The organism is Sphingosinicella microcystinivorans, assembly GCF_027941835.1.
Lineage (GTDB): Bacteria > Pseudomonadota > Alphaproteobacteria > Sphingomonadales > Sphingomonadaceae > Sphingosinicella.
This window is the reverse complement of record NZ_CP116005.1, coordinates 2,652,711-2,678,663: the sequence shown is the minus strand read 5'-3', so window position 1 is coordinate 2,678,663 and position 25,953 is coordinate 2,652,711. Positions and strand designations below refer to the sequence as shown.

At 67.6% G+C, this 25,953-nt stretch carries 19 protein-coding genes; 10 read left to right on the top strand and 9 right to left on the bottom strand.

Going from position 1 to position 25,953, the window contains the following annotated elements; all coding sequences use genetic code 11:
* Positions 1-20: 20 nt before the first annotated feature.
* Both PE061_RS12930 and PE061_RS12925 read right to left on the bottom strand, forming a co-directional pair.
* Positions 21-1,061: a DUF1611 domain-containing protein gene (locus PE061_RS12930; RefSeq protein ID WP_271255689.1), complete on the bottom strand. Its 1,041-nt coding sequence runs from the start codon at positions 1,059-1,061 to the stop codon at positions 21-23.
* A 451-nt stretch (positions 1,062-1,512) separates the two neighbouring features.
* Positions 1,513-2,187, bottom strand: a complete 675-nt coding sequence (locus PE061_RS12925) for a helix-turn-helix domain-containing protein (RefSeq protein WP_271255688.1) — start codon at positions 2,185-2,187, stop codon at positions 1,513-1,515.
* Positions 2,188-2,357: 170 nt separating this feature from the next.
* Here PE061_RS12925 and bla point away from each other — a divergent pair, with 170 nt between their 5' ends.
* The 4 genes from bla to clpB all read left to right on the top strand — a co-directional run bounded on the left by bla (position 2,358) and on the right by clpB (position 9,829).
* Positions 2,358-3,362, top strand: coding sequence for a class A beta-lactamase (gene bla / locus PE061_RS12920; protein ID WP_271255687.1), 1,005 nt, complete (start codon positions 2,358-2,360; stop codon positions 3,360-3,362).
* Between the two features lie 32 nt (positions 3,363-3,394).
* A complete protein-coding gene (locus PE061_RS12915; RefSeq protein ID WP_271255686.1) occupies positions 3,395-4,681 on the top strand; it encodes an amino acid deaminase in 1,287 nt (428 codons plus the stop codon).
* A gap of 37 nt (positions 4,682-4,718) precedes the next feature.
* The gene (locus PE061_RS12910; RefSeq protein ID WP_271255685.1) at positions 4,719-7,052 is read left to right on the top strand and encodes a serine hydrolase; all 2,334 of its coding nucleotides are present in this window, start codon (positions 4,719-4,721) and stop codon (positions 7,050-7,052) included.
* A gap of 200 nt (positions 7,053-7,252) precedes the next feature.
* Entirely contained in the window at positions 7,253-9,829 is a 2,577-nt protein-coding gene (gene clpB / locus PE061_RS12905) for an ATP-dependent chaperone ClpB (protein ID WP_271255684.1), read from the top strand.
* A 54-nt stretch (positions 9,830-9,883) separates the two neighbouring features.
* On the opposite strand, the gene PE061_RS12900 is transcribed toward clpB, so the two are convergent.
* The 4 genes from PE061_RS12900 to xseA form a co-directional block, all read right to left on the bottom strand.
* On the bottom strand, positions 9,884-12,868 hold the full coding sequence (locus PE061_RS12900; RefSeq protein WP_271255683.1) for a TonB-dependent receptor plug domain-containing protein: 2,985 nt from the start codon (positions 12,866-12,868) through the stop codon (positions 9,884-9,886).
* Positions 12,869-13,149: 281 nt separating this feature from the next.
* Positions 13,150-14,046: a M23 family metallopeptidase gene (locus PE061_RS12895; RefSeq protein ID WP_271255682.1), complete on the bottom strand. Its 897-nt coding sequence runs from the start codon at positions 14,044-14,046 to the stop codon at positions 13,150-13,152.
* Complete coding sequence (locus PE061_RS12890) at positions 14,015-14,233, bottom strand: DUF2093 domain-containing protein (RefSeq protein ID WP_271259196.1); 219 nt, start codon at positions 14,231-14,233, stop codon at positions 14,015-14,017. Before PE061_RS12890 ends, PE061_RS12895 begins: the two co-directional genes overlap by 32 nt.
* A gap of 18 nt (positions 14,234-14,251) precedes the next feature.
* Positions 14,252-15,640: an exodeoxyribonuclease VII large subunit gene (gene xseA / locus PE061_RS12885; protein WP_271255681.1), complete on the bottom strand. Its 1,389-nt coding sequence runs from the start codon at positions 15,638-15,640 to the stop codon at positions 14,252-14,254.
* A 44-nt stretch (positions 15,641-15,684) separates the two neighbouring features.
* On the opposite strand from xseA, the gene purD reads away from it, so the two are divergent.
* Both purD and PE061_RS12875 read left to right on the top strand, forming a co-directional pair.
* Positions 15,685-16,959: a phosphoribosylamine--glycine ligase gene (gene purD / locus PE061_RS12880; protein WP_271255680.1), complete on the top strand. Its 1,275-nt coding sequence runs from the start codon at positions 15,685-15,687 to the stop codon at positions 16,957-16,959.
* A gap of 5 nt (positions 16,960-16,964) precedes the next feature.
* Positions 16,965-18,038 (top strand): phosphotransferase family protein, encoded by a 1,074-nt coding sequence (locus PE061_RS12875; RefSeq protein WP_271255679.1) that lies wholly within the window; start codon positions 16,965-16,967, stop codon positions 18,036-18,038.
* Here the strand turns inward: PE061_RS12875 and PE061_RS12870 are convergent.
* Positions 18,035-19,597: a leucyl aminopeptidase gene (locus PE061_RS12870; RefSeq protein ID WP_271255678.1), complete on the bottom strand. Its 1,563-nt coding sequence runs from the start codon at positions 19,595-19,597 to the stop codon at positions 18,035-18,037. The genes PE061_RS12875 and PE061_RS12870 overlap by 4 nt on opposite strands.
* Positions 19,598-19,793: 196 nt before the next feature.
* On the opposite strand from PE061_RS12870, the gene PE061_RS12865 reads away from it, so the two are divergent.
* Positions 19,794-21,104 (top strand): HD-GYP domain-containing protein, encoded by a 1,311-nt coding sequence (locus tag PE061_RS12865; RefSeq protein WP_271255677.1) that lies wholly within the window; start codon positions 19,794-19,796, stop codon positions 21,102-21,104.
* A gap of 77 nt (positions 21,105-21,181) precedes the next feature.
* The gene (locus PE061_RS12860; protein WP_271255676.1) at positions 21,182-21,715 is read left to right on the top strand and encodes a DUF1003 domain-containing protein; all 534 of its coding nucleotides are present in this window, start codon (positions 21,182-21,184) and stop codon (positions 21,713-21,715) included.
* Between the two features lie 140 nt (positions 21,716-21,855).
* Here PE061_RS12860 and PE061_RS12855 read toward each other — a convergent pair whose 3' ends face one another.
* The gene (locus tag PE061_RS12855) at positions 21,856-23,163 is read right to left on the bottom strand and encodes a hemolysin family protein (protein ID WP_271255675.1); all 1,308 of its coding nucleotides are present in this window, start codon (positions 23,161-23,163) and stop codon (positions 21,856-21,858) included.
* A 64-nt stretch (positions 23,164-23,227) separates the two neighbouring features.
* Here PE061_RS12855 and PE061_RS12850 point away from each other — a divergent pair, with 64 nt between their 5' ends.
* Complete coding sequence (locus tag PE061_RS12850) at positions 23,228-23,974, top strand: alpha/beta fold hydrolase (RefSeq protein ID WP_271255674.1); 747 nt, start codon at positions 23,228-23,230, stop codon at positions 23,972-23,974.
* Between the two features lie 75 nt (positions 23,975-24,049).
* Positions 24,050-24,727 (top strand): OmpA family protein, encoded by a 678-nt coding sequence (locus PE061_RS12845; protein ID WP_271255673.1) that lies wholly within the window; start codon positions 24,050-24,052, stop codon positions 24,725-24,727.
* Here PE061_RS12845 and PE061_RS12840 read toward each other — a convergent pair.
* Positions 24,724-25,785 carry an MBL fold metallo-hydrolase gene (locus PE061_RS12840; protein ID WP_271255672.1) on the bottom strand — a complete coding sequence of 354 codons (1,062 nt, stop codon included), beginning with the start codon at positions 25,783-25,785 and terminating at the stop codon, positions 24,724-24,726. The two genes, PE061_RS12845 and PE061_RS12840, sit on opposite strands and share 4 nt — an antisense overlap.
* Positions 25,786-25,953 lie beyond the last annotated feature (168 nt).

Below are 25,953 nucleotides of genomic sequence, written 5' to 3'. Positions count from 1 at the left end.
GTGTGCTTGTTTCCGGGCGCTTATTTCAGGCAGTTGTCGACCAGCGCCGCGAACGCAGCGCCCCGGCGGATGGGGTCGGCGACGGGAAGACCGAGGCGCGCGCTTTCCTCGGCGAACAGCCGCTCGGCGGCGTCCGCGTCGAGACCCGCCGTGTTGAGCGACACGCCCGCGCACCGGATCGCCGGGTTGGTGCGGCCACCGAGCCGCAGGTTCAGCGCGATCGTCTCTTCGATCGACGGCACCGCATAGCCCGGCGCGCCGAGGACCTCCGCCCGCCCCGGCTGGTGGCACACCACGATCACGTCCGGCTGGCTGCCGTGCAGAAGACCCAGCGACACCGCCGCATAGGCCGGGTGGAACAGCGAGCCCTGTCCCTCGATCACGTCCCAGTGGTCCGCCGCCGCGTCCGGGCTCAGCACCTCGGCCGCACCCGCCTCGAAGTCCGACACCACCGCGTCCATCGGAATGCCCCCGCCCGCGATCATGATCCCGGTCTGGCCCGTCGCACGGAAATCGACGTCGAGGCCCCGCTCCGCGAACGCCGCCGCCAGCGACAGCGCCGTGTACTTCTTGCCGAGCGCGCAGTCCGTCCCCACCGTCAGCAGGCGCTTGCCCGTCCGCTTGCGCCCCGTCCCCACCGGAAGACCCGCAGGCGGCACGCGGACGTCGATCAGGCAGCGGCCATGCTTCTGCGCCGCCGCGGCAAGCTCCGGAACCTCGCCGAGCCGCACGTGCATCCCGCTGACGATGTCGAGACCCGCCTCCAGCGCCTCAAGCAGCGGCGCGATCCACGTAGGCCCGATGATGCCGCCGCGGTTCGCCACCCCGATCAGCACGGCGCGCGCCCCCGCGGCCCGGGCCTCCGCCGGGGTCATGACGGGAAGCCCGGTCGTGACGGTGGCCCCGACAGCGAACTCTCCGACGCACTTGTCACCCGCCCAGTCGCGGACGCCGAAGGCCGTCTTCGCGAAGCCCGGCTCGGTGGTGTCGCCGAGGAACAGGAGATAGGGATACGGCAGACGCGCGGCCGCATCCGGAGAAACATTGGAAATCGCGTTCATGAACGGCTCCGCCGCGCGCCCGGCGCGGCAAGGAATGAAGAAACGGCCTCAACGAAATGATCGGGAGCCCCGCTACGTTTCCGGACTCTCATGGTCTCCCCCATCCTTTGCACCATGCGAGCCCTTGTCATTGCCCATCCCCGCGAACATCGACGCGCGGGGATGATGGGCACACCATCAAATCTCCTGATAAGGACAAAATGGTCCCAAACAGAAATTTGTCAATTCAAACATGCGCGCCATCCAGAAAATTTCATAAATTGCGAATCATTTCAGAAAGTGCAATTTTAGCTCCGAGGGATAAATTCACGCCCCTTTTCCAGCGACAGGCGGATGCGCAGCGGCGCGCAGCCGCTACGGCAGGTCGGCCGCGTCCACGATCTTGGCGTTCGTTCCCGGTTCTGAACGCCGCGGGCGGTCCGGAGTCCCAGCTGGGCCGCCCGCAATATCGTCAGGCCGGGTCTTTGGGGAGGGGATGGAGCGCCGATTTCAGATCGGCATCGGTGGCCGAACAGATGGAGAGGATGCGGCAGGGGGCTTCGCCGACCGCGACATAGGCATGGCCCATGCTGCCGTCGAAATAGACCGAGTCCCCCGTGGACATCAGAGTGGGAGCGTAGAGATCGCAATGAAATTCGCACTGGCCTTCCAGAACCAGCGCATACTCCTCGCCCGGATGCCGCATCATGTCGCCGAACTCGGCAAGCGAGCGCGCGCGGACGTCGATGATCATCGGATTGAGCGATTTGTTGAGAAGGTCCGCGGAGGGATAGACATAATCGTAAGTTGCGGTGCGTATCCGGGGGCCTTCGCCGGCGCGGGTGATCGTCCGGCGCCCCGTGGCAAGAGACCGGCCGGGGCCGGACGCCGCCTTCGGCGCCGCGAACAGGCGCGTGATGTCGATGTCGAGTCCGCGGCTGAGGCGTATCAGCTTTTCATAGCTGAGCGAGATCTTGCCCGTTTCCACCTTGGACAATGTCGAAATCGGCATACCCGTCCGCTTGCTGACCTCCGCCAGCGTCAGGCCGCGCTCGGTGCGGATGCCGCGCAGGACCTCGCCCGGATCAATGTCCGCCGGCGAAGCCGCCGGTGTCGGGCGCGCGACGCTGCGGTGTGCAGTAGACATTCTGTTCCTCTCCTGAGGGCGCAAATTAGCAGAGCGGCGCCCGGCTGTCATGGCGGCGAAACGAGATCAGCTACATCAGGTTTTTCAAAAATTGACAAACTGGAAAATCACCGACGTCATAGCGGCGCGGCCGATCTCGGCTCCACCGGTAAACGCTGAAAGGACTGCCCATGCGACGCGCTTCCCTCGTGGCCTTCTTCTCCGCCGTCCTGCTGGCGTCCGCCCCGGTGGCAGCGCCGGTTCTGGCCGCGCCCGCCGCGGCGACCGCCGAAAGCCGCCTTTCGGACGCCTTCAAGCTCTTCGCCGAGCAGACCGACGGCACGGTCGGCGTCGCCGTGCAGGCGGGGGACGGCAAGGCGATGGCGACGCTGAACGCCGGCACCACCTTCCCGATGGCGAGCACGTTCAAGATCGCCGTCGCCGGCAAGATCTTCGAGCGGATCGACAAGGGCGAACTGACGCTCGAGCAGATGGTGACGGTCGATCCCAAGCTGCTGGTCGGCTCCTACGGCATGGCGATCCAGACCCCGCACCCCGGCATCGCGCTTTCCGTCTACAACCTCCTCGAGTTCATGCTCACCCAGAGCGACAACACCTCGACCGACGTGCTCGTCCAGCTCGCGGGCGGCCCTGCCGCCGTCACCGCATGGCTGCGCGCGCAGGGCATCAGCGGACAGCGGGTCGACAGCGACACCGCCCACCTCATCTACCGCGCCATGGGTATCGAGAACCCCAGCCTCCCCACGTTCAAGGAGAATGTCGAGGCCGCCTACAAGGCCGATCCGGCGCTGCGCGACCGCGGCCCGAACGTGCCGTTCAATGCCGATCCGCGTGACGCCTCCACGCCGGAAGCCATGGTGCAGCTGCTGCTCCGCATTCATTCCGGCAAGGCGATGAGCGCGAAGAGCACCGGGACGCTGATCGGGATCATGGAGCGCTGCCGCACCGGCGAGAAGCGGCTGAAGGGGCTGCTGCCGTCCGACACGGTCGTCGCGCACAAGACCGGCACGCTGTCGTCGGTCGCGAACGACGTCGGCATCGTCACGCTTCCAGGCGGCCGCCAGTTCGCCATCGCCGTGTTCGTGAAGGGCGACACCAAGGGCACCGCCACGCAGGACAAGGTGATCGCGGACATCGCCCGCGTCGCCTACGACCACTTCCTCACCGTCAACTGACCAGCAGAATCCTTGGGGGAAAGAGCCGTAGAATGACGATAAACCTGCCGCCCGAACAGCTCGATTGGCGGATCAAGGGCCTGCCCGCCGCGTGGCGCGGCGATGCGGCGGCGCTCGCCGGGGCCGGGCTTTCGGTGCTGAACGAGGACCTGATGCTGCCGGCGGCGGTGCTGCGCCGCTCGGCGCTTCAGCACAACAGCCGCTGGATGCAGCGCTTCACCGAACGCACCGGCACGCACATCGCGCCGCACGGCAAGACGACCATGAGCCCCGAACTCTTCGCCATGCAGATGGCGGACGGCGCGTGGGGGATCACCGCCGCGACCGCCGGTCACGTGCGCGCCTACCGCGCCTTCGGCATCGGCCGGATCTTCATGGCGAACCAGCTCGTCGGACGCGAGAACATCGCCTACGTCGCGGGCGAACTGCGCGCCGATCCCGATTTCGATTTCTACTGCCTCGTCGACTCGATGCGCGCGATCGACCTGCTCGAAACGGGGCTGGCGGCGACGCTGCCCGGCAGGCGGCTTCAGGTGCTGATCGAGCTCGGCCTCCCCGGCGGCCGCACGGGCTTCCGCGACGATGCCGAGGCGCTGGCGGCGGCCGAGCGGATCGCCGCCTCGCCGCATGTGTGCCTGCGCGGCATCGAGGCGTTCGAGGGCATCGTTCAGGGCCTCGAAGCCGCCGAACGCGACGCGAAGGTCGATGCCCTGCTGGAACGCATCGTCCGCCTCGCCGAACATTGCCACGACGCCGGCCTCTTCGCGGGCGAGCCGATGCTGTCCGCGGGCGGCTCCGCGCTGTTCGACCGCGTCGCCGGGACGTTCGGGGCGGCGCGGAAGGAGCGGCCGTTTCTCGTGCTGCTGCGCAGCGGCTGCTACCTCGTCCACGACAGCCATTTCTACAGGCAGCTCGTCGACCAGCTCGAAGCCCGCTCGCCGATCGCGGCGAGCCTCGGCGAGGGCCTGCGCCCGGCGCTGGAGGTGTGGGCCTATGTCCATTCGCGGCCCGAGCCGACGCGGGTGATCGCGGGTCTCGGCAAGCGCGACATCGGCGAGGACGTCGCCCGCCCCACGCCGCTCGCGTGGGCGCGGCCCGGACCGGGTGCGGCGACGCTGCCGCTCGGCGACACGCACCGCGTCGTGCGGCTCGACGACCAGCACGCCTACCTCGACGTTCCGGCGGAGTCGCCCTTGCAGCCGGGCGACCTGATCGGCCTCGGCATTTCGCATCCGTGCACGACGTTCGACAAATGGAAGCTGCTCTATATCGTCGACGATGCGCTGGTCGTGACGGGATCGGTCAGGACATATTTCTGAGCCGCCGGAACAGGCTCGCGGGGATGGAGGGATTGCAATGAAGAGACTGCTGGCATGGGTGATCGTGCTTCTGGCGCCCGGCGCCGCGCTGGCGCAGGACCCTGCCCTCGACCGCGCGGCCGCGCTGATCGCCGACGCCGCGCAGTGGGAAATCCGCGAGAAGCGGATCCCCTCGATCGCCGTTGCGATCATCGGCCCGGAAGGCGTGCGCTGGTCGGGCGCATGGGGCAAGGCGGATGCGGACGGCAAGGTGGCCGCGACACCCGATACGGTCTATCGCGCGGGTTCGGTCAGCAAGCTTTTCACCGACGTCGCGGTGATGAAGCTCGTCGAGCAGGGCAAGCTCGATCTCGATGCGCCGGTCCGTACCTACCTGCCGGACTTCCGGCCCCGGAACCCGTTCGGCGGCGAGATCACGCTGCGCCAGCTGATGACGCACCGCAGCGGGCTGGTGCGTGAATCCCCGCGCGGCAACTATTTCGACATCGCGCCCAAGGGACAGGCCGACACCGTCCTGAGCCTCAACAGAACGACGCTCGTCGCCGCGCCCGGCACCGTCACCAAATATTCGAACGCCGGGATCGCGGTCGTCGGCGAGGTCGTCGCGCGCGTCACCGGCCTTCCCTTCGAGAAAGCCCTGCACAGCCTCGTGCTGGACCCGCTCGGCATGACGTCGAGCGGCCTCACCGCCGCGCCGTTCACCGGGCGTATCGCCTACAGCGAGATGGCGGCCTTCGACGGGCCGCGCGTCGCCGCGCCGCCGATCGAACTCGGTATGCCCGCCGCCGGGAGCCTGTTCACGACCGCCGGCGACCTCGGGCGCTTCGCGCAGGCGCTGCTGAACAAGGGCGCGATCCCGAACGGCCGCCTGCTGAAAGCCGGCTCGCTCGACACGATGTGGAAGCGCCAGTACCCGGATTCGAGCGCACACATCTTCGGCCTCGGCTTCGTCGTGGCCGACATGGACGGCAAGCGCGTCGTCGGGCACGGCGGCGCGATCTACGGTCATTCCACCCAGTTGCTCGTCATGCCGGAAGAGGGCCTCGGCGTCGTCGCATTCACAACGGTCGATGCCTCGAACCCGATCACCAACAAGCTTGCCGATTACGCGCTGCGCACGGTGGTGGCGCTGAAAGCAGGCGCAGAGCCCCCCGTATTTGCAAAAGCTGAACCCGTCACGGGCGCGGAGGCGAAGCGGCTTTCGGGCTGGTTCACGAACGGCGGGCAGAGCGTCAGCACGCGCATCTACAACGGCCGCCTCGTGATCGACGCCCCGGAGCTGGTCGGCGACATCCGCCGCACCGCCGCGGGCTTCATCGTCGAGGACGCGCAGACCCGGTTCGACAGGCTCGCCATCGCCGACGACGCATCGTGGATCGAGGTCGGCGGTGTCCGCTACACGCGCGGCGAGATGCCCAAGCCGCCGTTTCCCGAAGCCGAGCTCGCCGCGCTCATCGGCGACTACGGCTGGGAGCATAATGTGCTCCGCATCTACGAGCGGGACGGACAGCCGTTCGCGTGGGTTGAATGGACCGAACATTCGCCGCTGACGCGCATTGCTGCCGACCGCTACGCCTTCCCTACGGATCGCGGCCTCTATCCGCTTGAATCGCTCAGCTTCGAGCGCGATGCGGCAGGCGAGGTGACGGCCGCGAGCCTCGGCGGCATCCGCTTCCCCCGCCGCGATTTCGGCGCGGAGGCGGAAGCGAAGACGCGCGCGGGCGTCAGCGCCAATGCAGCCAAACTCCGCGCCGACGCGCTTGCGGCCACGCCCCCCGCGGAGGCGCCGTCGGCGAAGCCGAGCGACCTTTACCCGATCGCGAAGGCCGACCCGACGATCCGCCTCGACGTCCGCTATGCGGGCACCAACAACTTCATGGGCATTCCGCTCTATGAAAGCGCCCGCGCCTATCTGCAGCGGCCCGCCGCCGAGGCGGTGGCGCGCGCCAACCAGGCGCTGCGGAAGCGCGGCTACGGCCTGCTGATCCACGACGGCTATCGCCCGTGGTTCGTCACCAGGATGTTCTGGGACGCGACCGCGCCGGAGAACCGCATGTTCGTCGCCAATCCCGCCGAGGGATCGCGCCACAACCGCGGCGCGGCCGTCGACCTCACCATGTTCGACCTTGCCACCGGCGAGCCGATCGAGACGACTGGTCGCTACGACGAGACCTCGCCCCGCTCCTACTCCAACTTCGTCGGCGGCACCGACCGCCAGCGCTGGTATCGCGAACTGCTGCGCGGCGCGATGGAAGCCGAAGGCTTCGACGTGTACGCGGAAGAATGGTGGCACTTCGACTACGGCAACTGGCGGGACTACCCCATCGGCAACAAGACCTTCGAGGAACTGGAGGGCCGCAAGCGCCGTTAAAGCATCGCTCGGAAAAGTGGGAACCGGTTTTCCGTAAAAGCGATGCGACAACGAACACGAGCATCCGCTCCGTTTGATCGGAGTCATGGTAAGCGTGCGAGGCCCGGTGCAAAAAACTTGTGCCGGGCGCTTGCGTTGCAAAACTGCAACACCATATCGCGCTCACTCCATGATTGCCCGCACAGGGGGATGTAAACGCTATGAATATCGAGAAATTCAGCGACCGCGCCAAGGGTTTCCTGCAGTCAGCGCAGACCGTCGCGATCCGCATGAACCACCAGCGTGTGGCGCCCGAGCATCTGCTGAAGGCGCTGCTGGAAGACGATCAGGGCATGGCGGCCGGCCTTATCCAGAAGGCGAGCGGCGATGCGCGCGCGGCCGTGCGCGAGGTCGATCAGGCGCTCGCCAAGCACGCGCAAGTCTCCGGCGGCGGTGCACAGAGCGTACAGTGGGACAACGACACCGTTCGCGTCCTGACGCAGGCCGAGGAGGTCGCGAAGAAGGCGGGCGACAGCTTCGTCACCGTCGAGCGGCTGCTGCTGGCGCTGACGCTCGCCAAGGACACCGCCGCGGGCAAGGCGCTCGCCGCCGCGGGCGTGACGCCGCAGGGGCTGAACAGCGCGATCGAAGCCCTGCGTCAGGGCCGCACCGCCGACACGGCGGGCGCCGAGGACCGTTATGACGCGCTGAAGAAGTTCGCGCGCGACCTGACCGAAGCCGCCCGCGAGGGCAAGCTCGACCCGGTGATCGGCCGCGACGAGGAAATCCGCCGCACGATTCAGGTGCTGGCGCGGCGCACCAAGAACAACCCCGTGCTGATCGGCGAGCCGGGCGTCGGCAAGACCGCGATCGCGGAGGGCCTTGCGCTGCGCATCGCCAACGGCGACGTGCCCGACGGCATCAAGGACCGCGCCGTGATGGCGCTCGACATGGGCGCGCTGATCGCGGGCGCGAAATACCGCGGCGAGTTCGAGGAACGCCTGAAGGGCGTGCTCGACGAGGTGAAGGCGGCCGAGGGCAACATCATCCTGTTCATCGACGAGATGCACACGCTGATCGGCGCGGGCAAGTCCGAGGGCGCGATGGACGCCTCCAACCTGCTGAAGCCCGCGCTGGCGCGCGGCGAGCTGCACTGCATCGGCGCGACCACGCTCGACGAGTATCGCAAGCACGTGGAGAAGGATCCCGCCCTCCAGCGGCGCTTCCAGCCCGTGTTCGTCGGCGAGCCGACCGTCGAGGACACGATCTCGATCCTGCGCGGCCTCAAGGAGAAGTACGAGCTTCACCACCGTGTAAGCATCGCCGATGGCGCACTCGTTGCAGCTGCGACGCTTTCCCACCGCTACATCACCGACCGCTTCCTGCCGGACAAGGCCATCGACCTGATGGATGAGGCCGCCTCGCGCCTGCGCATGGAAGTGGAATCGAAACCCGAGGAGATCGAGAACCTCGACCGCCGCATCATCCAGCTCAAAATCGAACGCGAGGCGCTGAAGAAGGAGAAGGATGAAGCCTCCAAGGACAGGTTGGCCAACCTTGAGCGCGAACTCATGAATCTGGAGGAGCAGGCGCAGGAGCTCACGGCCCGGTATCAGGCCGAGCGCGAAAAAATGCAGTCCGAAACTGACCTCAAGGCCCGGCTAGAAGCCGCACGCAGCGAGTTGGACCAAGCTCAACGCTCTGGCAATCTCGCCCGTGCCGGCGAGCTTTCCTATGGTGTTATCCCCGGCCTTGAAAAACAGCTCGCCGAAGCGGCGCAGGCGCCGAAGGGCGCAATGTTGCGCGAGACAGTGACCGCCGACGACATCGCCGGCGTCGTCTCGCGCTGGACAGGCATTCCGGTCGACCGGATGCTGGAGGGCGAGCGCGAGAAGCTGCTCCACATGGAGGCTCTGATCGGCAAGCGCGTGATCGGGCAGGACGACGCCGTGAAGGCCGTCTCCGCCGCCGTTCGGCGCGCGCGCGCGGGGCTTCAGGATCCGAACCGGCCGCTCGGCAGCTTCCTGTTCCTCGGCCCCACCGGCGTCGGCAAGACCGAGCTCACGAAGGCGCTCGCCGAGTTCCTGTTCGACGATGCATCCGCAATGGTGCGCATCGACATGAGCGAGTTCATGGAGAAGCACAGCGTCTCGCGCCTGATCGGCGCGCCTCCGGGCTACGTCGGCTACGACGAGGGCGGCGTGCTGACCGAGGCGGTGCGGCGGCGGCCCTATCAGGTCGTGCTGTTCGACGAGGTGGAGAAGGCGCACGCGGACGTGTTCAACGTGCTGCTGCAAGTGCTCGACGACGGGCGGCTGACCGACAGCCAGGGCCGCACGGTGGACTTCACCAACACCATCATCATCCTGACCTCGAACCTCGGTTCGCAGTACCTGTCGTCGCTGCGCGACGACCAGACGGTGAAGGATGTCGAGGACGAGGTGATGGCCGTGGTGCGCGGGCACTTCCGCCCCGAGTTCCTGAACCGGCTCGACGAGATCATCCTGTTCCACCGCCTCGCGCAGGCGCACATGGGACCGATCGTCGACCTTCAGGTGGCGCGCGTGCAGAAGCTGCTCGCCGACCGCAAGATCGCCATCGACCTCACCCCCGCCGCCCGCGACTGGCTCGGCCGCGTCGGCTACGATCCCGTCTACGGCGCAAGGCCGCTAAAACGCGCCGTGCAGAAGTACCTGCAAGACCCGCTCGCCGACAAGATCCTCTCCGGCGAGATCGGCGACGGCGCGACCGTGGAAGTGGACGAAGGCGACGGGGCGCTGGCGTTTCGGGTTGGGTAGCAAAAAGGGGCGGTTCCGAAGAACCGCCCCACGTTTTTACCCGAGGACCGAAGCCTAGAGTTTAACCTTGATCCCCGCGTAATAGCTGCGGCCGAGCGGATTGTAGACACCGGTCTCGGAGTCCTGACCCACCGTTGCATCGGGCGTGCCGCCGAAGAAGATCGGGTTGTTGTTCAGCACGTTGTCGACACCGATGTAAAACTCGGCGCGCTCCGTGACGCTGAAGCGCGCCTGCGCGTCCAGATAGAATTCCGGATGCAGGCGATACGGCTTGGCGCCAGCGCTCCCGGCCTTTTCGCCGGTGAACTGGTCGTCGAAATAAGCCGCCCCGATATACGTACCGGTAAGGCTGAACTTCGTCGATTCCGTGCCAAGGCTCGTGTTGATGACGAAGCGGTCACGCGACGCACCAACCTCGCCGGCGAAGGAGTCCTTCGCGCTGCCCGGCAGCGGAATGACATAACCCTTCAGCAGGTGCGTATAGGCGGCATTGAACATCCAGTTCAGGTCGGCGCCTCCGACACGCAGATTCTGGCGATAGTTCAACGTGAAGTCGAGACCGGACGTGTAGTAACCGCCGCTGTTCGAACGTCCCGTGTTCACCTCGTCGAGCGAACCGGCAAGGTTCTGGCCCTGCGCGGCCGGACGACGAACGACGAAGTCGCAATAGTCCGACACGCTTTCACGGTAGCACTGGTCGAGGATGAATTGCAGCGGCGTATCGACGATGGCGTCCTTGACGCGGACACGGAAATAGTCCGCGGTGATCGTCAGGTTACGCAGCGCATCGATCGAACGCGGGTTGATCACCACGCCTGCCGTCAGCGTCTTGCCCTTTTCTTCCTGAAGGTTCGGGTTGCCGCCGGCATAGCTGGTGACGCCCTGACGGTCGGCCTGCGATACCGTGAACGTGCCGTTGGCCGTAATGTTCGTGAGCACGCCCGGCGCTGCGCGGCAGTTGTCGCCGAGGGTGCCGCCGCCGGTCGCCCCGATACCTTCGCAGGGATCGTTGAGCGCCGGAAAGTCCTGGCTGAGACCTTCGAACAATTCCACGATATTCGGCGCACGCACGGTCTGCGCATACATCACGCGGAAACGGATGTCCTGAATCGGAGCGAATTCCGCACCGGCATTCCAGCTGAAAGTCTTGCCGACGGAGCTGTAGTCCGAATAACGAACCGCACCGCGAACCGAGAGGTCATGGACGAACGACTGCTGGACCAGCGGTATCAGGGTCTCGCCGTAGAACTCGTAAAGGTCGAACTTGCCGCGTGTCGGCGGAAGCGCGTTACCGCCGTTAAGACCCGCCGTTTGCAGCGCATCCCATTCGCTTGCCGAAGCTTCGCGGCGATACTCGGCGCCGACCGTGACGGCAACGTCGTCCACGCCGGAGATCGAGAACAGACGTCCCGAAATGTTGGCGCCGACCTGCGTCTGCTTCAGCACGGCCATGTAATGCGACGGCGCTTCGAGATAGTCCACCGCATCCGCGAGCGAACCGAGCCCGAAGACGTTCGCGGGCACGCACCCGTTCGCCACGGCATTGGGATCAGCGCACACGTATCCGCCGTTGCCGTCCGGAATGATCTGCTGCGACAGACGGAAGTTCACGACATTGATCTGGCCGTTGCCGGACTGCCTGATGTCGGTCTGCCCGTAATTGGCGAACGCCTCATACGACCACCTGTCGCTGATATCGCCGCGCAAGCCGCCGACGAGACGGAACGTCTGGCGCGTCGCATCCGCAGTGCGGTTACCGAAGTCGAAAAGCCGCTTCGATACGAAGATATCGCGAAGCCCGTCCTCATCGGTGTCCGAGGCATCGTTGTAAATCGCGTCGGGCACGAACGGGTTGCGATAGATCGTGCCGTTGTACAGCGTCTCGATCGGCATCTGGCCGTTCGCATACTGCTTGCCGGACGTGTCCGTATCCCAGGGGAACGGCTCGATGATCGACTTCGCATTGGTGCTGGTGAACGTGCCTTCGAAGAAGGCCGTCATGTTGTCGTTGATTTCGTAGTGCGCATTCGCCGCGATCACGTAACGCTCGGTCGGAACCGCGAGATAGCGATAGCCGGTACGATTGAAGCCATCGGGCCCGATCGGCTGACCGGCAAACGCACCGCAAGACTGCGGCGCAACGCCGCCATTCGTCGAGGTACACGGACGCAAAGCACCGCTTGCATCGTATGTCCAGGCGAAGTTGTCGGTGAAGTAGGTGCCGGTTGGCGAATAGCTCGACAAAAACGGCGTAACCGCGTCGAACGCATCACCGCCGAAGAACACGGCCGAAATATTGTCGACGTCCGAAGGACCCCATTCGGTGCGGTGATTCTTCTTCCATGCCGCGCCCTGCTTCGAATAACCGAAGTGGAGCATGAAATTACCCCGGCCATCGCCGAAGTTGCTGCCGAGTGTCGCCGAGGTATCGAGCGTGAAACTGTCGCCTTCCTCGGTGATTCCGCTCTGGGCGGAAAGTTCCAGACCCTCGAAGTTCTGCTTCGTGATGAAGTTCACCACGCCCGCAACAGCATCGGAGCCGTAAATGGCCGAAGCACTGCCGCTGGTGAGAACCTCGACCCGCTCGATCATCGGCGTCGGGATGGCATTCAGATCGACGGCGGCGCTGCCCGGAATACCGGAGACCATGCGGCGGCCGTTCACGAGAATGAGCGTACGATCAACGCCGAGATTGCGCAGGTCAACCGTGGCCATACCGCTCGAACTGGTGTTGAAGGCCGAGTTCGTGCGCGACACCGTCGGCGCACCGAAAACCGGATTGTCGAGCAGCACATCTTGGATGTTCACGGCACCGGTCGCCTCGATGGCCGCCTCGGTCACCACCTGCACAGGCGCGACCGTGCCCACGTTCGCCGATGCGATGCGCGAGCCGGTGACGATGATAAGTTCTTCGCTTGCCGCTTCGTCGGCAGACGCCGCGTCCTGTGCAAGAGCCGGAGCGGCAATCATTGCCGCTGCGACGAACACGCTGCTTGAACACAGCGCGCGACGATAAAGCGAAATTTTCGCGTTGTTCACGTCCCAGTCCTTTAAAAATTTATCCCAGTTTTGTCGCCGATACCTGTTGCATTTTTACATCGGTGAGGATTGGCCTTGTTTCGACCACTGCCCCTTTCTGATGCCGAAACACGTATTGGCGCAGTCCATTGCGGACCTAGCGTGTTTGTCCTCAAATGTTCCTGAAGTGTAAAGCTGGTCAGAATGGACCTGATCGCTTCAAACTGGCGGTGTGATGATCCCGCAACAGTGTGTGCAGCGAGGTAACCAAATCGACATAGAAATTGTAATTTTATTACTGTTCAACAACAGGCCGGCAAGACCTGTGACAACAATGTGGCAGGATCGAAACGTACGCCCTGCCACATGACGCCCCAGTGCAGATGCGCGCCCGTCGCGCGTCCGGTGGCGCCGACAGCGCCAATGATTTCACCGGTTTGCAGCGCCTGTCCGGCGGCCACGTCGACCCGGTCGAGGTGCAGGAACGACGAGGTGAGTCCCTGCCCGTGGTCGAGGATGACGAGATTGCCTTCGAGGCTGAAGAGCGGCGGCGATGCGAGCACGACGCGGCCCGGCGCCGGCGCAACCACGGGCGTGCCGACCGGGGCCGCGATGTCGAGGCCGGAATGGGGGCTTTGCGGCTCGTCGCCGTAGAAACGCTGCGATCCGAACACGCCGCTGACGCGTCCCGAGGCCGGCAGGACGAACCCGCCGCGCCAGCCGGATTCGCCGCTCGGCGCGCCCCGTGCCGCGCCGATGCGCGCAAGCTCTTCCGCGCGGCGGGCGGCGAAACCGGGATCGGCGGTATGGCGCTGAAGACGTGCGGGCAGCCGGTCTTCGGGGAACACGCGCGGGCGGAGATCGAGGCGGTGTTCGGCGGCCACACCATCGCCGCCTTCCGCGCGCAGCAGCACCGACGACGACGCCTCGCGCGGGAAGGCGACGAAGAACGCCCCGTCCGCCGCAACCGGCACGTCCTTGCCGTCCAGCGTCAGGCGCAGCGTTCCGGGCGGCGCCAGCCCGCGCGCAAAGCCGGCCTGCTCCGGCACGCCTTCGATGGCGCCGAACGCAAAGGCCGGGGCCGGAGTCGGAGCGAACGCGGCAACAGGCTCCACGGGCAGGTTTTCGGCCGTTCGCGACGCACAGGCCGCCAGCAGCAGGACAGCGCTAGAGGCGGCCCAGCGCACGCATTTCGGCATAGCGGGCCGCCGCGGCTTCACCCGAGACATAGGCCTCCTGAAGCTCGTGGCTCCAGTAGCGCAGGTTCTGAAGCGGAACGCGCGTGCCGGTGACCGCGCAGGTCACGTGATCACCGTGCTGGAGCACGCGGTAGGAGCCGGAAAGATACTGGAGCCGCGCCGGGCGGCCTTCACCGAGTTTGAGCATAGCGGGCATAATGATCGCCTACAGCAGCTTCGCCTGCAAGGGCGCATCGCTCTCGCGAGCGGATTTGCGGGGCTTCCCGCCGACCGCGACGTCCACGGGCTCCGGACTGTCGCCGAAACGAAGCCCGAGGCGAACCTCGCGCCGCGCCTCGCCCGCGCTCTTCACGAGGCTGCCGTCGGGCCGCGTCACCACGGCATAGCCGCGCGACAGGATGGCGAGCGGACTGAGCGATTCGAGAAGGCGTGCCGCGGCGGCAGCGCGTTCCGACGCGCGGCGGGCAAGGCCGGAGAGGAGCGTCGGGCGCAGGCGTGCCGCGGGTTGCGCGAGGTCGTGCCGCGCATCGGCGATGCGGCCGCGCATCGCGGCGCGCAGCGGCTCGGCGGCCTGGGCATAGCGGCCCTGCCACTGCTGGAGCGCGGCGCGCAGCGCGCGCGGCAGGCGCTCGCCCACGTCGTCGAGACGCTGCGTCTTCATGCCGAGGATCGCCGCAGGCGTCGGCAGGCGCGCGGCCCAGAGGTGGAGGCGTTCGGCGCGACCCTCCGCCGCCTTCGCGATGCAGCGGTCGAGCCGCGCCGCGAACGACGAGACGCCCGCGACCAGTTCGGTGCGGACGGGCACGGCAAGCTCGGCGGCGGCGGTGGGCGTCGGGGCGCGGTGGTCCGAGGCGAAGTCGATGAGCGTGGTGTCGGTCTCGTGGCCGACCGCGCTGATGAGCGGGATTTCGGACGCCGCCGCCGCGCGCACGACGATCTCCTCGTTGAACGCCATCAGGTCCTCGATCGAGCCGCCGCCGCGCGCGACGATGAGCACGTCCGGCCGCCGCGCCATCGCGTTGAAGCCGCGGATCGCCGCCGCGACCTCCTCCGCCGCGCCGTCGCCCTGCACCTTCACCGGCCAGACCAGCACGTCGCGCGGGAAGCGGTCGCCGAGACGGTGCAATATGTCGCGGATCACCGCGCCCGTGGGCGAGGTGACGACGCCGATCAGTTCGGGGAGCCACGGGATCGGCCGCTTGCGCTCGGGCGCGAACAGGCCCTCGGCGGCGAGCATCGCCTTGCGCCGCTCGATCATGGCGAGGAGCGCGCCCTCGCCTGCAAGCTCCAGCGATTCGACGACGATCTGGTACTTGGAGCGCCCCGGATAGGTGGTGAGGCGGCCGGTGGCGACCACCTCCATGCCGTCCTCGGGGCGGAAATTCAGGCGCGCGCGCTGCCCCTTCCACATCACCGCGTCGATCAGCGCCGCATCGTCCTTCAGTGCGAAATAGGCGTGGCCGGAGGCGGGCACCTTCCAGCCCGAAACCTCGCCGCGCAGGCGGACGCTCCCGAACTGCTCCTCGATACTGCGCTTCAGCGCCGAGGACAGTTCGGAGACGGTGAATTCATGGGCGTTGCCGGGGGCGTCCATCAGGCGTTGCTAAGCGCTCGGCGCACGCTCTACAAGGCCCGGCCATGAACATCCTCCTGATCGGAAGCGGCGGCCGCGAACATGCGCTCGCCTGGAAAATCGTCCAGTCACCGCTGTGCGACACGCTCTGGTGCTCTCCCGGCAATGCGGGGATCGCGGACGTTTGCGAACGCGTCTCGCTGAACAGCGCCGACCATGCGGCGGTCATCGCCTTCTGCCGCGAGAAGGCCGTGGGCCTCGTCGTCGTCGGGCCGGAGCAGCCGCTCGTCGAGGGGCTGGTGGACGCGCTGACGGCGGCGGGCATCAAGGCGTTCGGGCCGAGCGCGAAGGCCGCGCAGCTCGAAGGCTCGAAGGGCTTCACCAAGGACCTGTGCAAGCGCGCAGGCATTCCCACCGCCGCCTACGAGCGCTTCACGGATGCGGGCGCGGCGAAAACCTATGCGGCGACGCGCGGCCTCCCCATCGTCATCAAGGCGGACGGGCTCGCGGCGGGCAAGGGCGTCATCATCGCCGAGACCCGCGCGGACGCGAATGCTGCCATCGACGACATGTTCAGCGGCAGCTTCGGCGCAGCGGGCGCCGAGGTGGTGATCGAGGACTTCCTCACCGGCGAGGAGGCCAGCTTCTTCGCGCTCGTCGACGGCAGGACCGCCCTCCCCCTCGCCTCCGCGCAGGACCACAAGCGCGTCGGCGACGGCGACACCGGCCCCAACACCGGCGGCATGGGCGCTTATTCCCCCGCGCCGGTCCTCACGCCGGAGCTCGAGGCGCAGGTGATGCGCGAGATCGTGCAGCCCACGGTGGACGCGATGGCGGCGGACGGTATCCCCTATGTGGGCGTGCTCTACGCGGGGCTGATGCTGACCGAAACCGGCCCGCAGCTCATTGAGTACAACGCGCGCTTCGGCGATCCCGAATGCCAGGTGCTGATGCTGCGCATGAAGTCCGACATCGTGCCCCTGCTGCTCGCGGCGGTGGACGGCGCGCTCGAATACGTCAGCATCCAGTGGCACGACGCGCCCGCGCTCACGCTGGTGATGGCGGCGGAGGGCTATCCGGGCACGCCAAGGAAGGGCACGGTGATCGAGGGCGTCGAGACGGCGGCGGGCGAAGGCGTGGTCATCTTTCATGCGGGCACCGCGCGCGATGCCGAGGGACGCCTGATCGCGAACGGCGGCCGCGTGCTCAATGTCACCGCCACCGGACGCACCGTCCGCGAAGCACGGGACCGCGCCTATGCCGCTGCCGAAAAGATCAGGTGGCCGGAGGGCTTTTACAGGTCAGATATCGGCTGGAGGGCGATCGCACGGGAGGGATAGACGGCGTGACCACCAAGCAGGAGCAGTTCTCCGGAACGCAGGCGGTTCGCGAGCAGCACCGTTTCGACGAGGCGCGCCTCGCGGACTGGATGCAGGCCAACGTGGAGGGCTACACGGGTCCGCTGACGGTCGAGCAGTTCAAGGGCGGCCAGTCGAACCCGACCTACAAGCTGCTGACGCCCGCGAAAAACTACGTGATGCGCCGCAAGCCGCCGGGGCAGCTCCTGAAATCCGCGCACGCCGTCGACCGCGAATACCGCGTGATCAGCGCGCTTCACGCGCAGGGCTTCCCCGTGGCGCGCGCCTACGGCCTCTGCACCGACGAGGACGTGATCGGCACGTGGTTCTACGTGATGGACTGCGTCGACGGGCGCGTGGTGTGGGACACGTCCTTCCCCGGCGAATCCCCCGAAAGCCGCGCCGCGCACTTCGACGCGATGAACAGGACCATCGCCGACCTCCACAACTTCGACCCCGAGGCGATTGGCCTCGGCGACTTCGGCAAGCCCGGCAACTATTTCGCGCGCCAGATCGGCCGCTGGGCGGGCCAGTACAAGGACGACGAGCAGGCCGGCCATTTCGAGGAGATGGACCGGCTGTGCGAGTGGCTGCCCGCCAACATCCCGCCCGGCGACGAGACCAGCGTCGTGCACGGCGACTACCGCGCCGACAACATGATCTTCCACCCCACCGAGCCGAGGGTGCTCGCGGTGCTGGACTGGGAGCTCTCGACGCTCGGCCATCCGCTCGCCGACTTCACCTACCACCTGATGATGTACCGGATGCCGCCCGAGGAAACGGCGGGGCTCGCAGGCAAGGACCTCACGGCGCTCGGCATCCCGGGCGAGGCCGAATACGTCGAGGCCTATTGCCGCCGCACCGGGCGCAGCGGCATCCCCAACCTCGATTTCTACATCGCCTTCAACATGTTCCGCCTCGCCGCCATCATCCACGGCATCAAGGGCCGGTACATAAGGGGCACCGCCGCCAACGCCCACGCCGCCGCGATGAGCGAGCGGCTGGTCCCGCTCGCCAGACTCGCGTGGGCGCAGGCGGAAAAGGCGATGAAGGCCGGCTAGCGGCCGCCCTCGCCCGCCGCGCGCGGCACGGGCTTCCAGTTGCGCGCGAAGGCATCGAGCAGGCGCACGCCATAGCCGACCGCACCCTTCGGGGCGGTGGGCAGGGCCTTGTCGGTCCAGACCGTGTAGGCGACGTCGAGATGTGCCCACGGCGTTTCGGGCTTCACGAACGCGCCGATGAAGTGCGCGCCGAGGCCCGCGCCGGGCCTGCCGTTTTCGGCGGAGTTCAGGATGTCGGCGACGCCCGAGCTCATCGTCTCGGCATAGGCGGGATGGAGCGGCAGCTGCCAGAGCGGCTCGCCGGCGGTCTTGCCCGCGGCCGTCAGCTGCGCGGCGAGCGCATCGTGGCGGCTGAAAAGCCCCGCGTAGTCGTCGCCGAGCGCACCGCCGACGGCGCCGGTCAGCGTCGCGATGTCGACGATCGCCGCCGGGTTGAAGCGCGCCTCCGCATAGGAGACCGCATCGGCGAGCACCAGCCGCCCCTCGGCATCGGTGTTCGTCACCTCGATCGTCTTGCCGTTGTACGCCTTCACGACGTCGCCGGGGCGTGTCGCGCCGCCGTCGGGCATGTTCTCGGCCAGCGCGGCGACGGCGACCACGTTGACGGGCGCGCCGCTTTTCGCAAGCGACAGCACGGTGCCGACCACCGTCGCCGCGCCCGCCATGTCGGTGCGCATCCGCCACATGCCCGCGCCCGGCTTCAGCGAGATGCCGCCCGAATCGAAGGTGATGCCCTTGCCCGCCAGCACCAGCGGCGCCTCGCTGCCGCCGCCGCGGTACTCGACGATCAACATGCGCGGCGGCCGCGTCGATCCCTTGCCGACGCTGAGGATCGCGCCCATGCCGAGCTTTTCCATCTCCGGCACGCCCAGCGCCTCGATCCGCACCTTGGCGACGCCCTTGAACGCCTCGCGCACGCGCTCGACGATGACCTCCGGGTATTTCACGTTCGAGGGTTCGCTGATGAGGTCGCGCACCAGCGTGACGCCCTCGACGAGCGCCCTGCCCTGCGCGGCATAGCGCTGGGCGCCCGCGGCCCCGACCACGGTGAGCGGCGCGTCGCGGCCCACCGCGCGCGGCGTCTGCGGGGGCGTCTTGTAGCGATCGAAGCTGTAGCCGCCGAGGTCGGCGCCGACGGCGAGATCGGCGGCGGCATCGGCGACGCCCGGCGCAAGCCCCGAGGCAAGGAGCGCGACCGGCCCGTCCGCCGACACCGTCTCCCGCGCGGCGAGGCCGCCGATGTCCTGGAGCCCGGCGGGCGTCAGCCCGCCCTTCGCGCCGATGACGACGATCTGCTGCCATGCGCCGACGCCGCGCAGGACGAGCGTCGAATTCGCCTTGTAGTCGAACGCGGCGGCATCGAGCGCCCGGCCCACGGCATCGCGGGCCGCGGTGTCGAGCGATGCGGCGCGCACCGCCAGATCATCCTTCGCGGCGAGCGGCAGGACGATCGCCGCGCTGCCGTCCGGCACGCGATCGGCAAAGGCGACGGGGCGCGCCTCCGCTGCCGCCGTCCCGAGGAGACCCGCCAGCAGCACCGCAAAGCCAACATCACGCATTCCTGAATTCTCCTTCCTGAATTGCGCCGACAATGCCAGCCGACGCCTCGAAGGCGCAAGTCCATGATCGGAACGAAGAAATGACATGGTTTACACCGTTATTAACCCTAACCGCCAGCGTCTCGTTCAAGGCTGGCGTGTCATAAGCCTTTGCGGGGCGAGGCGCGGATGCGCCCAAGAAAAACAGGAACTTCGGGTGTTCAAACGAATTCGGCGCAACCAGATCAGGTCCGGCATGTTCATCCATGCCATCGAAGGGTCGTGGTTCTCCCATCCCTTCATGAAGGCCGGATTCCTGCTAACCGAGGCCGATGACGTGGACGCGCTGCGCACGAGCCGCGCCGATGCGGTGGTGATCGACACGGCGCGCGGCCTCGACGTCGAGCCGCCGCCGCAAGCCGCCCGCGAGACCGCCGAAACGGATGCCGCCGCACCCGAATCCGCCCCGCCGGAGCCGGAACGGGCCGTGGCAGACGCCGCGGAGACGCCCGAAGCCGTAGCCGTGCCGATCCATGCCCCCGGCCCGACGCCACCCGCGGCGGAAACCGCCGAGGGACCGTGCAGCCTCGCCGAGGAGTTCGGGAGGGCGAGCCGCATCGCCGAGAACGCCAAGCTGGTCATGACCGAGCTTTACGATCAGGCGCGGCTCGGCCGGATCGTGGAGGCGGACACGCTCGTGCCCCTCGTCGACGAGATCGCCGCGTCCATCGCGCGCAACCAGTCGGCGCTCACCAGCATCCTCAGGCTGAAATCCAAGGACGAGTACACTTACGTCCACTCGGTCGCGGTCGCGGCGCTGATGATCAATCTCGGCCGCGAGATCGGCGGCTTCGACCGGGACACGCTGCGCGACGCCGGCGTCGCCGGGCTGCTGCACGACATCGGCAAGATGGCGATGCCGCCCGAGGTGCTGGGCAAGCCCGGCGACCTCACCCATGCCGAATACACGATCATGAAGCTGCACCCGGAGCGCGGGCACAGCCTGCTCACGCGGAGCCGCGACGTGCCCGAGATGGCGCTCGACGTGTGCCTGCACCACCATGAAAAGGTCAACGGCACGGGCTATCCCAAGCGGCTGAAGGGCGGGCAGATCACGCTTTTCGCGCGCATGGGGGCCGCCTGCGACGTCTATGACGCGCTCACCTCCAACCGCCCCTACAAGGAGGCGTGGGTGCCGAACATGGCGCTGAAGACGATGTTCGGCTCGCGCGGCCATTTCGATTCCGACATCCTCACCGCGTTCATCCGCAGCGTCGGCATCTATCCCGTAGGAACCGTGGTGCGCCTGCGCTCGGACCATCTCGCGGTCGTCACCGACATCAACCCGGCCGATCTCACCCGCCCGGTCGTCCGCATGTTCTTCTCGATCCCGAAACGCGCGGCGATCGCCCCGCAGGACGTGAACCTTCTGGTGGAAGCGGACGGCGACGCGATCGTCTCGTCCGAGAATCCCGAGGACTGGGGCCTCGAGGGCTGGGAAGGCCGCTGGGCAACGATCGCCGCCTGAGCCGCGGAATACGACTGGGGATGGATCGCCGCCGCGGCGTTTCCTAATGTCGGCCCGAACCAGCAAGAGGCCGTCCCATGCGTCCGATCATCGACATCGCGGAAGTTTCGAAACGCCTGCTCGGCAGCGCGCCGGAGGATCTCGGGCATCACGAAAAGCGCGTCCTCGAACATGTTTCGAAAAGGACGCCGATCAGCCGCGACGCGGGGCTTCTTGCCGAGGCGCACGCCACGTTGGGGGACCGGCTCTCGGACCGGGTGGCCGAGGTGGGCGGGTCGTGGGGCTTCATCATCGCCTTCGCGCTGGTGCTGCTCGGCTGGATGCTGCTGAACGGCGGAATCCTGCCGCGGCTGGGGCTGACCTTCGACCCCTACCCCTACATCTTCCTGAACCTGATGCTGTCGACGCTCGCCGCGGTGCAGGCGCCGATCATCATGATGAGCCAGAACCGGCAGGCCGACAAGGACAGGCTCGCCGCGCGGCTCGACTATGAGGTGAACCTGCGCGCCGAGCTCGAAATCCTGCGCCTGCATGAAAAGCTCGACATGGCGGTGATCGAGTCGCTGCACCGGCTGGAGGCAGAGGTGGCGGCGCTCAAGGCGCGCAGTTAGGACCGTTCGCCATTCAGGTCAGGCCGAGGCGAAAATGGTGGATTTCGAGAACCGGCGCGCAGCGTACTTATAGTACGTGAGCACCGGAAGCGCAGAAAGCCACCGTTTGCAGCCCGGCATCACCTGAATGGCGATCGGTCCTAGGGTTCCGGATTCGCGGCGGGCGCCGCGAGCAGCCGGTCGATCTTGCGGCCGTCCATGTCGACGACCTCGAAGCGCCAGCCGTCGTAGGCGAAGGTCTCGCCAATCTCGGGAAGGTGCGTGAGCACGCTGAGCGCGAAGCCTGCCACGGTCTGGTAGTCGCGGTCGGCCGGAAGCCTTGTGCCGAGCGTTTCGGCCATCTCGTCGGCGGGCATGGAGCCCGCCAGCAGCCAGCTGCCGTCGCCGCGCTCCACGGCGTCGGGCTCGCTGCCCTCGTCGAGATCGGACTTGAACGCGCCCGCGATCGCCGCGAGCAGGTCGGCCGGGGTCAGGATGCCCTCGAAGTGGCCGTACTCGTCGTGGACGAGCGCGATCGGCACGTCCGCCTGCCGCAGGATTTCCAGCGCGTCCGCCGCATCCATCGCATCGGGAACGACGGGGGCCGGCCGGATCAGGGCCTTGAGATCGAGCGGGCGGCCATCGAGGATCGCGGCGACGACATCGCGCGCCTGCACGACGCCGACGATGCGGTCGATGGAGCCTTCCGCCACCGGCAGGCGCGTGTGCGGCGTCGCCACCAGCTCGGCGCGGATCTCGGCCTCGTCCGCCTCGATGTCGAGCCAGTCGATCTCGGTGCGCGGCGTCATCACTGCGCGCACCGAGCGGTTGGCGAGACGCATCACGCCGCTGATCATCTGGCGCTCGCTCTCCTCGATGACCCCGGCGCTGGTCGCCTCGGAGACGATGAGGTGGAGTTCCTCGGCGGTGACGTGATCGGCGTTCTCCTTTGCCGCCCCGAACAGGCGAAGCAGGGCCTTCGTCGAACGATCGAGCACCCAGACCAGCGGCGCCGTGATCCGCGAAAGCACCGACATGGGCGGCGCGATGAACGACGCGATGCGTTCCGGGTTCCTCAGCGCAAGCTGCTTCGGCACGAGTTCGCCCGCCGTGAGCGAGAGATAGGTGATGACCGAAACGACGAGCACGATGCCGATCTCGCCCGATGCCCGTTCCGGCACACCGAGCGCGGCCAGCCGGTCCGCCACCGGCGTGCCGAGCGTGGCGCCGGAGTAGGCACCGGCGACGATGCCGATGAGCGTGATGCCGATCTGGACCGTGGAGAGGAAGCGCGACGGCTCCTCGTGCAGCGCCATCGCGATGCGCGCGCCGGGCTTGCCGGCGTTCGCCATCGCCTGTAGCCGCGCCCTGCGCGACGACACCACCGACATTTCGGACATGGCGAACACGCCGTTCAACGCGATGAGAAGCAGGATGATGCCGAGGTCGGACCAGGGAAACGGCTGCATGACCGGCTTTCCTTATACGGCGGGACGGGGCATTTGAAGTCCGCACGTCAGGAAGGGACCCGCAATGCTGAATGTCGTCACCCGCGCCGGCAAGGAACCGGCGCTCGCCCTCGTCCACGGCTGGACCTGCGACCACCGGGCCATGCAGCCGGTGGCGGAGGCGTTCCCGGCGCAGAAGGCGGTGATGCCCGACCTCCCCGGCCACGGCGCGAGCCCCGAAACCGGCGACTATGCGATCCCGGCGCAGACGGGCGCCGTGCTCGCCGCGATGCCCGAGCGCGCCATCTGGGTGGGCCATTCGATGGGCGCGCAGATCGTGGTGGAAGCCGCGGCGCGCGCGCCGGAGCGCGTGATGGCCGCCGTGCTGCTCGATCCGGCCGCGATCCAGCCGATGGAAGCGGCCTTCGCCGGGCGCGACCGCATGAAGGCCGACCTTGCGACGACGGACGATTTCCCCGCGCTGATGCGCCGCTTCTCAGGCGGCATGATGATCGCGCCGACCGATGCGGAGGCCGTGCGCGCACTCGCCGACACGCAGGCCGCCGCCGATCCCGAGGTGGCGCGCGCGGGCTGGGACGCGATCTGGAGCTGGGACGGCCCGGCCGCGTTCGCGGCGCTTTCCGTGCCGACCCTCGTCATCACGGTCGAGCGCACGATGAACCGCCTTTCCGACCTCTCGAAGCTCAACCGCCGCATCGCCACCGCGCAGGTCACGGGATCGGGCCACATGCTCCAGTTCGAGGTGATGGATCAGGTGGCGGCGATGATGCGCCGTTTTTTCCATCTGAACGATCTGCTCAGCGCGCGTTAAGCTGAACTGCTGTTGGAACCAGTGGGCGGCGCGCTGCGTACTAGCGCCGCGAACAGAAATGGAGATCAGGGGCTTATGTCTATCCGAGCGAAACTGGTTGCAGCGACCGGGGCCACGGCCCTGCTGCTGACGACGGCGTGCGTCACCAACCCGGAAACGGGCGAGAAGAAGCTGTCCAAGACCGCGATCGGCGCGGCCGTCGGCGCGGCCGGCGGTGCGGGCCTCGGCGCCATCATCGGCGGCAAGCGCAACCGCACCGAGGTGCTGGTCGGCACCGGCATAGGCGCGCTCGCGGGCGCGGCGGTCGGCGCCTACATGGACAAGCAGGAGAAGGAGCTGCGCGAGAAGACCGCGGGCACCGGCATCGACGTCGTCCGCCAGGGCGACGAGATCCTGCTCAACATGCCGTCGAAGGTGACGTTCGACGTCGATTCGGCGATCGTCAGCCCGCAGTTCCAGCCGACACTGAACGAGGTCGCGCGCGTGCTCTCGCAGTACGAGAAGACCTTCGTCGACGTGATCGGCCACACCGATTCGACGGGCTCCGACGCCTACAACATGACGCTGTCGCAGCGCCGCGCGGACAGCGTCGCCACCTATCTGTCGTCGAACGGCGTGCTGCGCGCACGCATCGCGACGCAGGGCATGGGCGAGAGCCAGCCGATCGCCGGCAACGACAGCGAGGCGGGACGCGCCCAGAACCGCCGCGTCGAGATCAAGCTCGTACCGGTGACGGAAACCGCGACCAGCTAGAGCAGGTCGTTCCGTTCGATCGCGTCGGTGCCGCGCGGCAGGCTGAACACCATGCCGTCGGCGCCGACGACGATCGGTCCTGTATAGCGTTCGCCCGCCCCGCCGAGGAAATACGGCTCCAGAATCCGGAGCGGCACCGGCGGCACGACGTGGTTCAGCACCAGCATCCGCACCTTCGCGGCCGCGGCGGTCCGGGCCGCGTCCTCCGGCGCGGTGTGATAGTCCGGGATGTCGGACATGATCTTCGCCGCGCGCGCGTTGCCGGCGCCCCGCAGCGCCTTTTCGATCACGCCGACCATCGCCGGGCTCAGCGCCTCGTGCACGAGGAGGTCGGCGCCCCTCGCCTGCGCCGCGACGCCGCCGCCGGGCGCCGTGTCGCCGCTGATCACCACCGAGCGCCCCGCATAGTCGAAGCGGTAGCCGACCGCGGGCCGCACGGGATCGTGGCCCACGGGGAACGCCGTGACGCGGAGCCCGCCCCCTTCGAGCACGGCCACGGCGCGATCGGCGGCAAAGGCGCGCGGCGCGGCGCCGTGCCCGGCGGGCGGCACGACATCCGCCCCGTGGTGCGCGACGCGGTAGCCGCGATCGAGCGCATAGGCCGCGTTGAAGCCCTGAACAACCGTATCGACGCCCGGCGGCCCGAACACGGGCAGCGGCGCCACGCTGCCGCCGTTCGCCCAGCGCAGCGTCATCAGCTCGCCGAGTCCGTCGATATGATCCGAATGGAAGTGCGTGAGCAGCAGCGCCTCGATCTCGCCGATCGGCAGGCCCATCGCGGCGAGCCTGCGCGCCGATCCGCCGCCCGTGTCGACGATGAACAGCCGCCTGCCCGCGATCACCGCCGTGCAGGGCCCGGCGCGACGCGGATCGGCAAGCGGCGATCCCGCCCCGCAGAGCGCGACGTGGAGGCCGTCGGGCAGGCCGTCCCGTGCGTCGCGGCCGATATTCGCGGCAACCGCGCGGGCGAACAGCCGTTCGCCGATTGCGGGCTGGAAATGGCGGAACAGCAGGAACGCTCCGGCAATCAGGACAAGCGCGACCAAGCTCTTTCGCATGATCCCCTCCCCGATCCGGCAAGCGCCGCTAAATAATCGGGCCGAGCGAACCGCCCGGCCCAGTCGGCGACCCATGTTTGGGGTCCGCGCATCATCGCAGAACCCGATTTTCCGAGCACTATCAATACTCGGAGGCCGATTGGCGCCGCTGCCCGCTTTCTTGTTGAG

What these genes read in the sequence shown, in the direction of transcription:
- PE061_RS12930 (WP_271255689.1), bottom strand. Translation starts at nt 1,061, where the DNA reads ATGAACGCGATTTCCAATGTTTCTCCGGATGCGGCCGCGCGTCTGCCG.
- PE061_RS12925 (WP_271255688.1), bottom strand. Translation starts at nt 2,187, where the DNA reads ATGTCTACTGCACACCGCAGCGTCGCGCGCCCGACACCGGCGGCTTCG.
- bla (WP_271255687.1), top strand. Translation starts at nt 2,358, where the DNA reads ATGCGACGCGCTTCCCTCGTGGCCTTCTTCTCCGCCGTCCTGCTGGCG.
- PE061_RS12915 (WP_271255686.1), top strand. Translation starts at nt 3,395, where the DNA reads ATGACGATAAACCTGCCGCCCGAACAGCTCGATTGGCGGATCAAGGGC.
- PE061_RS12910 (WP_271255685.1), top strand. Translation starts at nt 4,719, where the DNA reads ATGAAGAGACTGCTGGCATGGGTGATCGTGCTTCTGGCGCCCGGCGCC.
- clpB (WP_271255684.1), top strand. Translation starts at nt 7,253, where the DNA reads ATGAATATCGAGAAATTCAGCGACCGCGCCAAGGGTTTCCTGCAGTCA.
- PE061_RS12895 (WP_271255682.1), bottom strand. Translation starts at nt 14,046, where the DNA reads ATGCCGAAATGCGTGCGCTGGGCCGCCTCTAGCGCTGTCCTGCTGCTG.
- PE061_RS12890 (WP_271259196.1), bottom strand. Translation starts at nt 14,233, where the DNA reads ATGCTCAAACTCGGTGAAGGCCGCCCGGCGCGGCTCCAGTATCTTTCC.
- xseA (WP_271255681.1), bottom strand. Translation starts at nt 15,640, where the DNA reads ATGGACGCCCCCGGCAACGCCCATGAATTCACCGTCTCCGAACTGTCC.
- purD (WP_271255680.1), top strand. Translation starts at nt 15,685, where the DNA reads ATGAACATCCTCCTGATCGGAAGCGGCGGCCGCGAACATGCGCTCGCC.
- PE061_RS12870 (WP_271255678.1), bottom strand. Translation starts at nt 19,597, where the DNA reads ATGCGTGATGTTGGCTTTGCGGTGCTGCTGGCGGGTCTCCTCGGGACG.
- PE061_RS12860 (WP_271255676.1), top strand. Translation starts at nt 21,182, where the DNA reads ATGCGTCCGATCATCGACATCGCGGAAGTTTCGAAACGCCTGCTCGGC.
- PE061_RS12855 (WP_271255675.1), bottom strand. Translation starts at nt 23,163, where the DNA reads ATGCAGCCGTTTCCCTGGTCCGACCTCGGCATCATCCTGCTTCTCATC.
- PE061_RS12850 (WP_271255674.1), top strand. Translation starts at nt 23,228, where the DNA reads ATGCTGAATGTCGTCACCCGCGCCGGCAAGGAACCGGCGCTCGCCCTC.
- PE061_RS12845 (WP_271255673.1), top strand. Translation starts at nt 24,050, where the DNA reads ATGTCTATCCGAGCGAAACTGGTTGCAGCGACCGGGGCCACGGCCCTG.
- PE061_RS12840 (WP_271255672.1), bottom strand. Translation starts at nt 25,785, where the DNA reads ATGCGAAAGAGCTTGGTCGCGCTTGTCCTGATTGCCGGAGCGTTCCTG.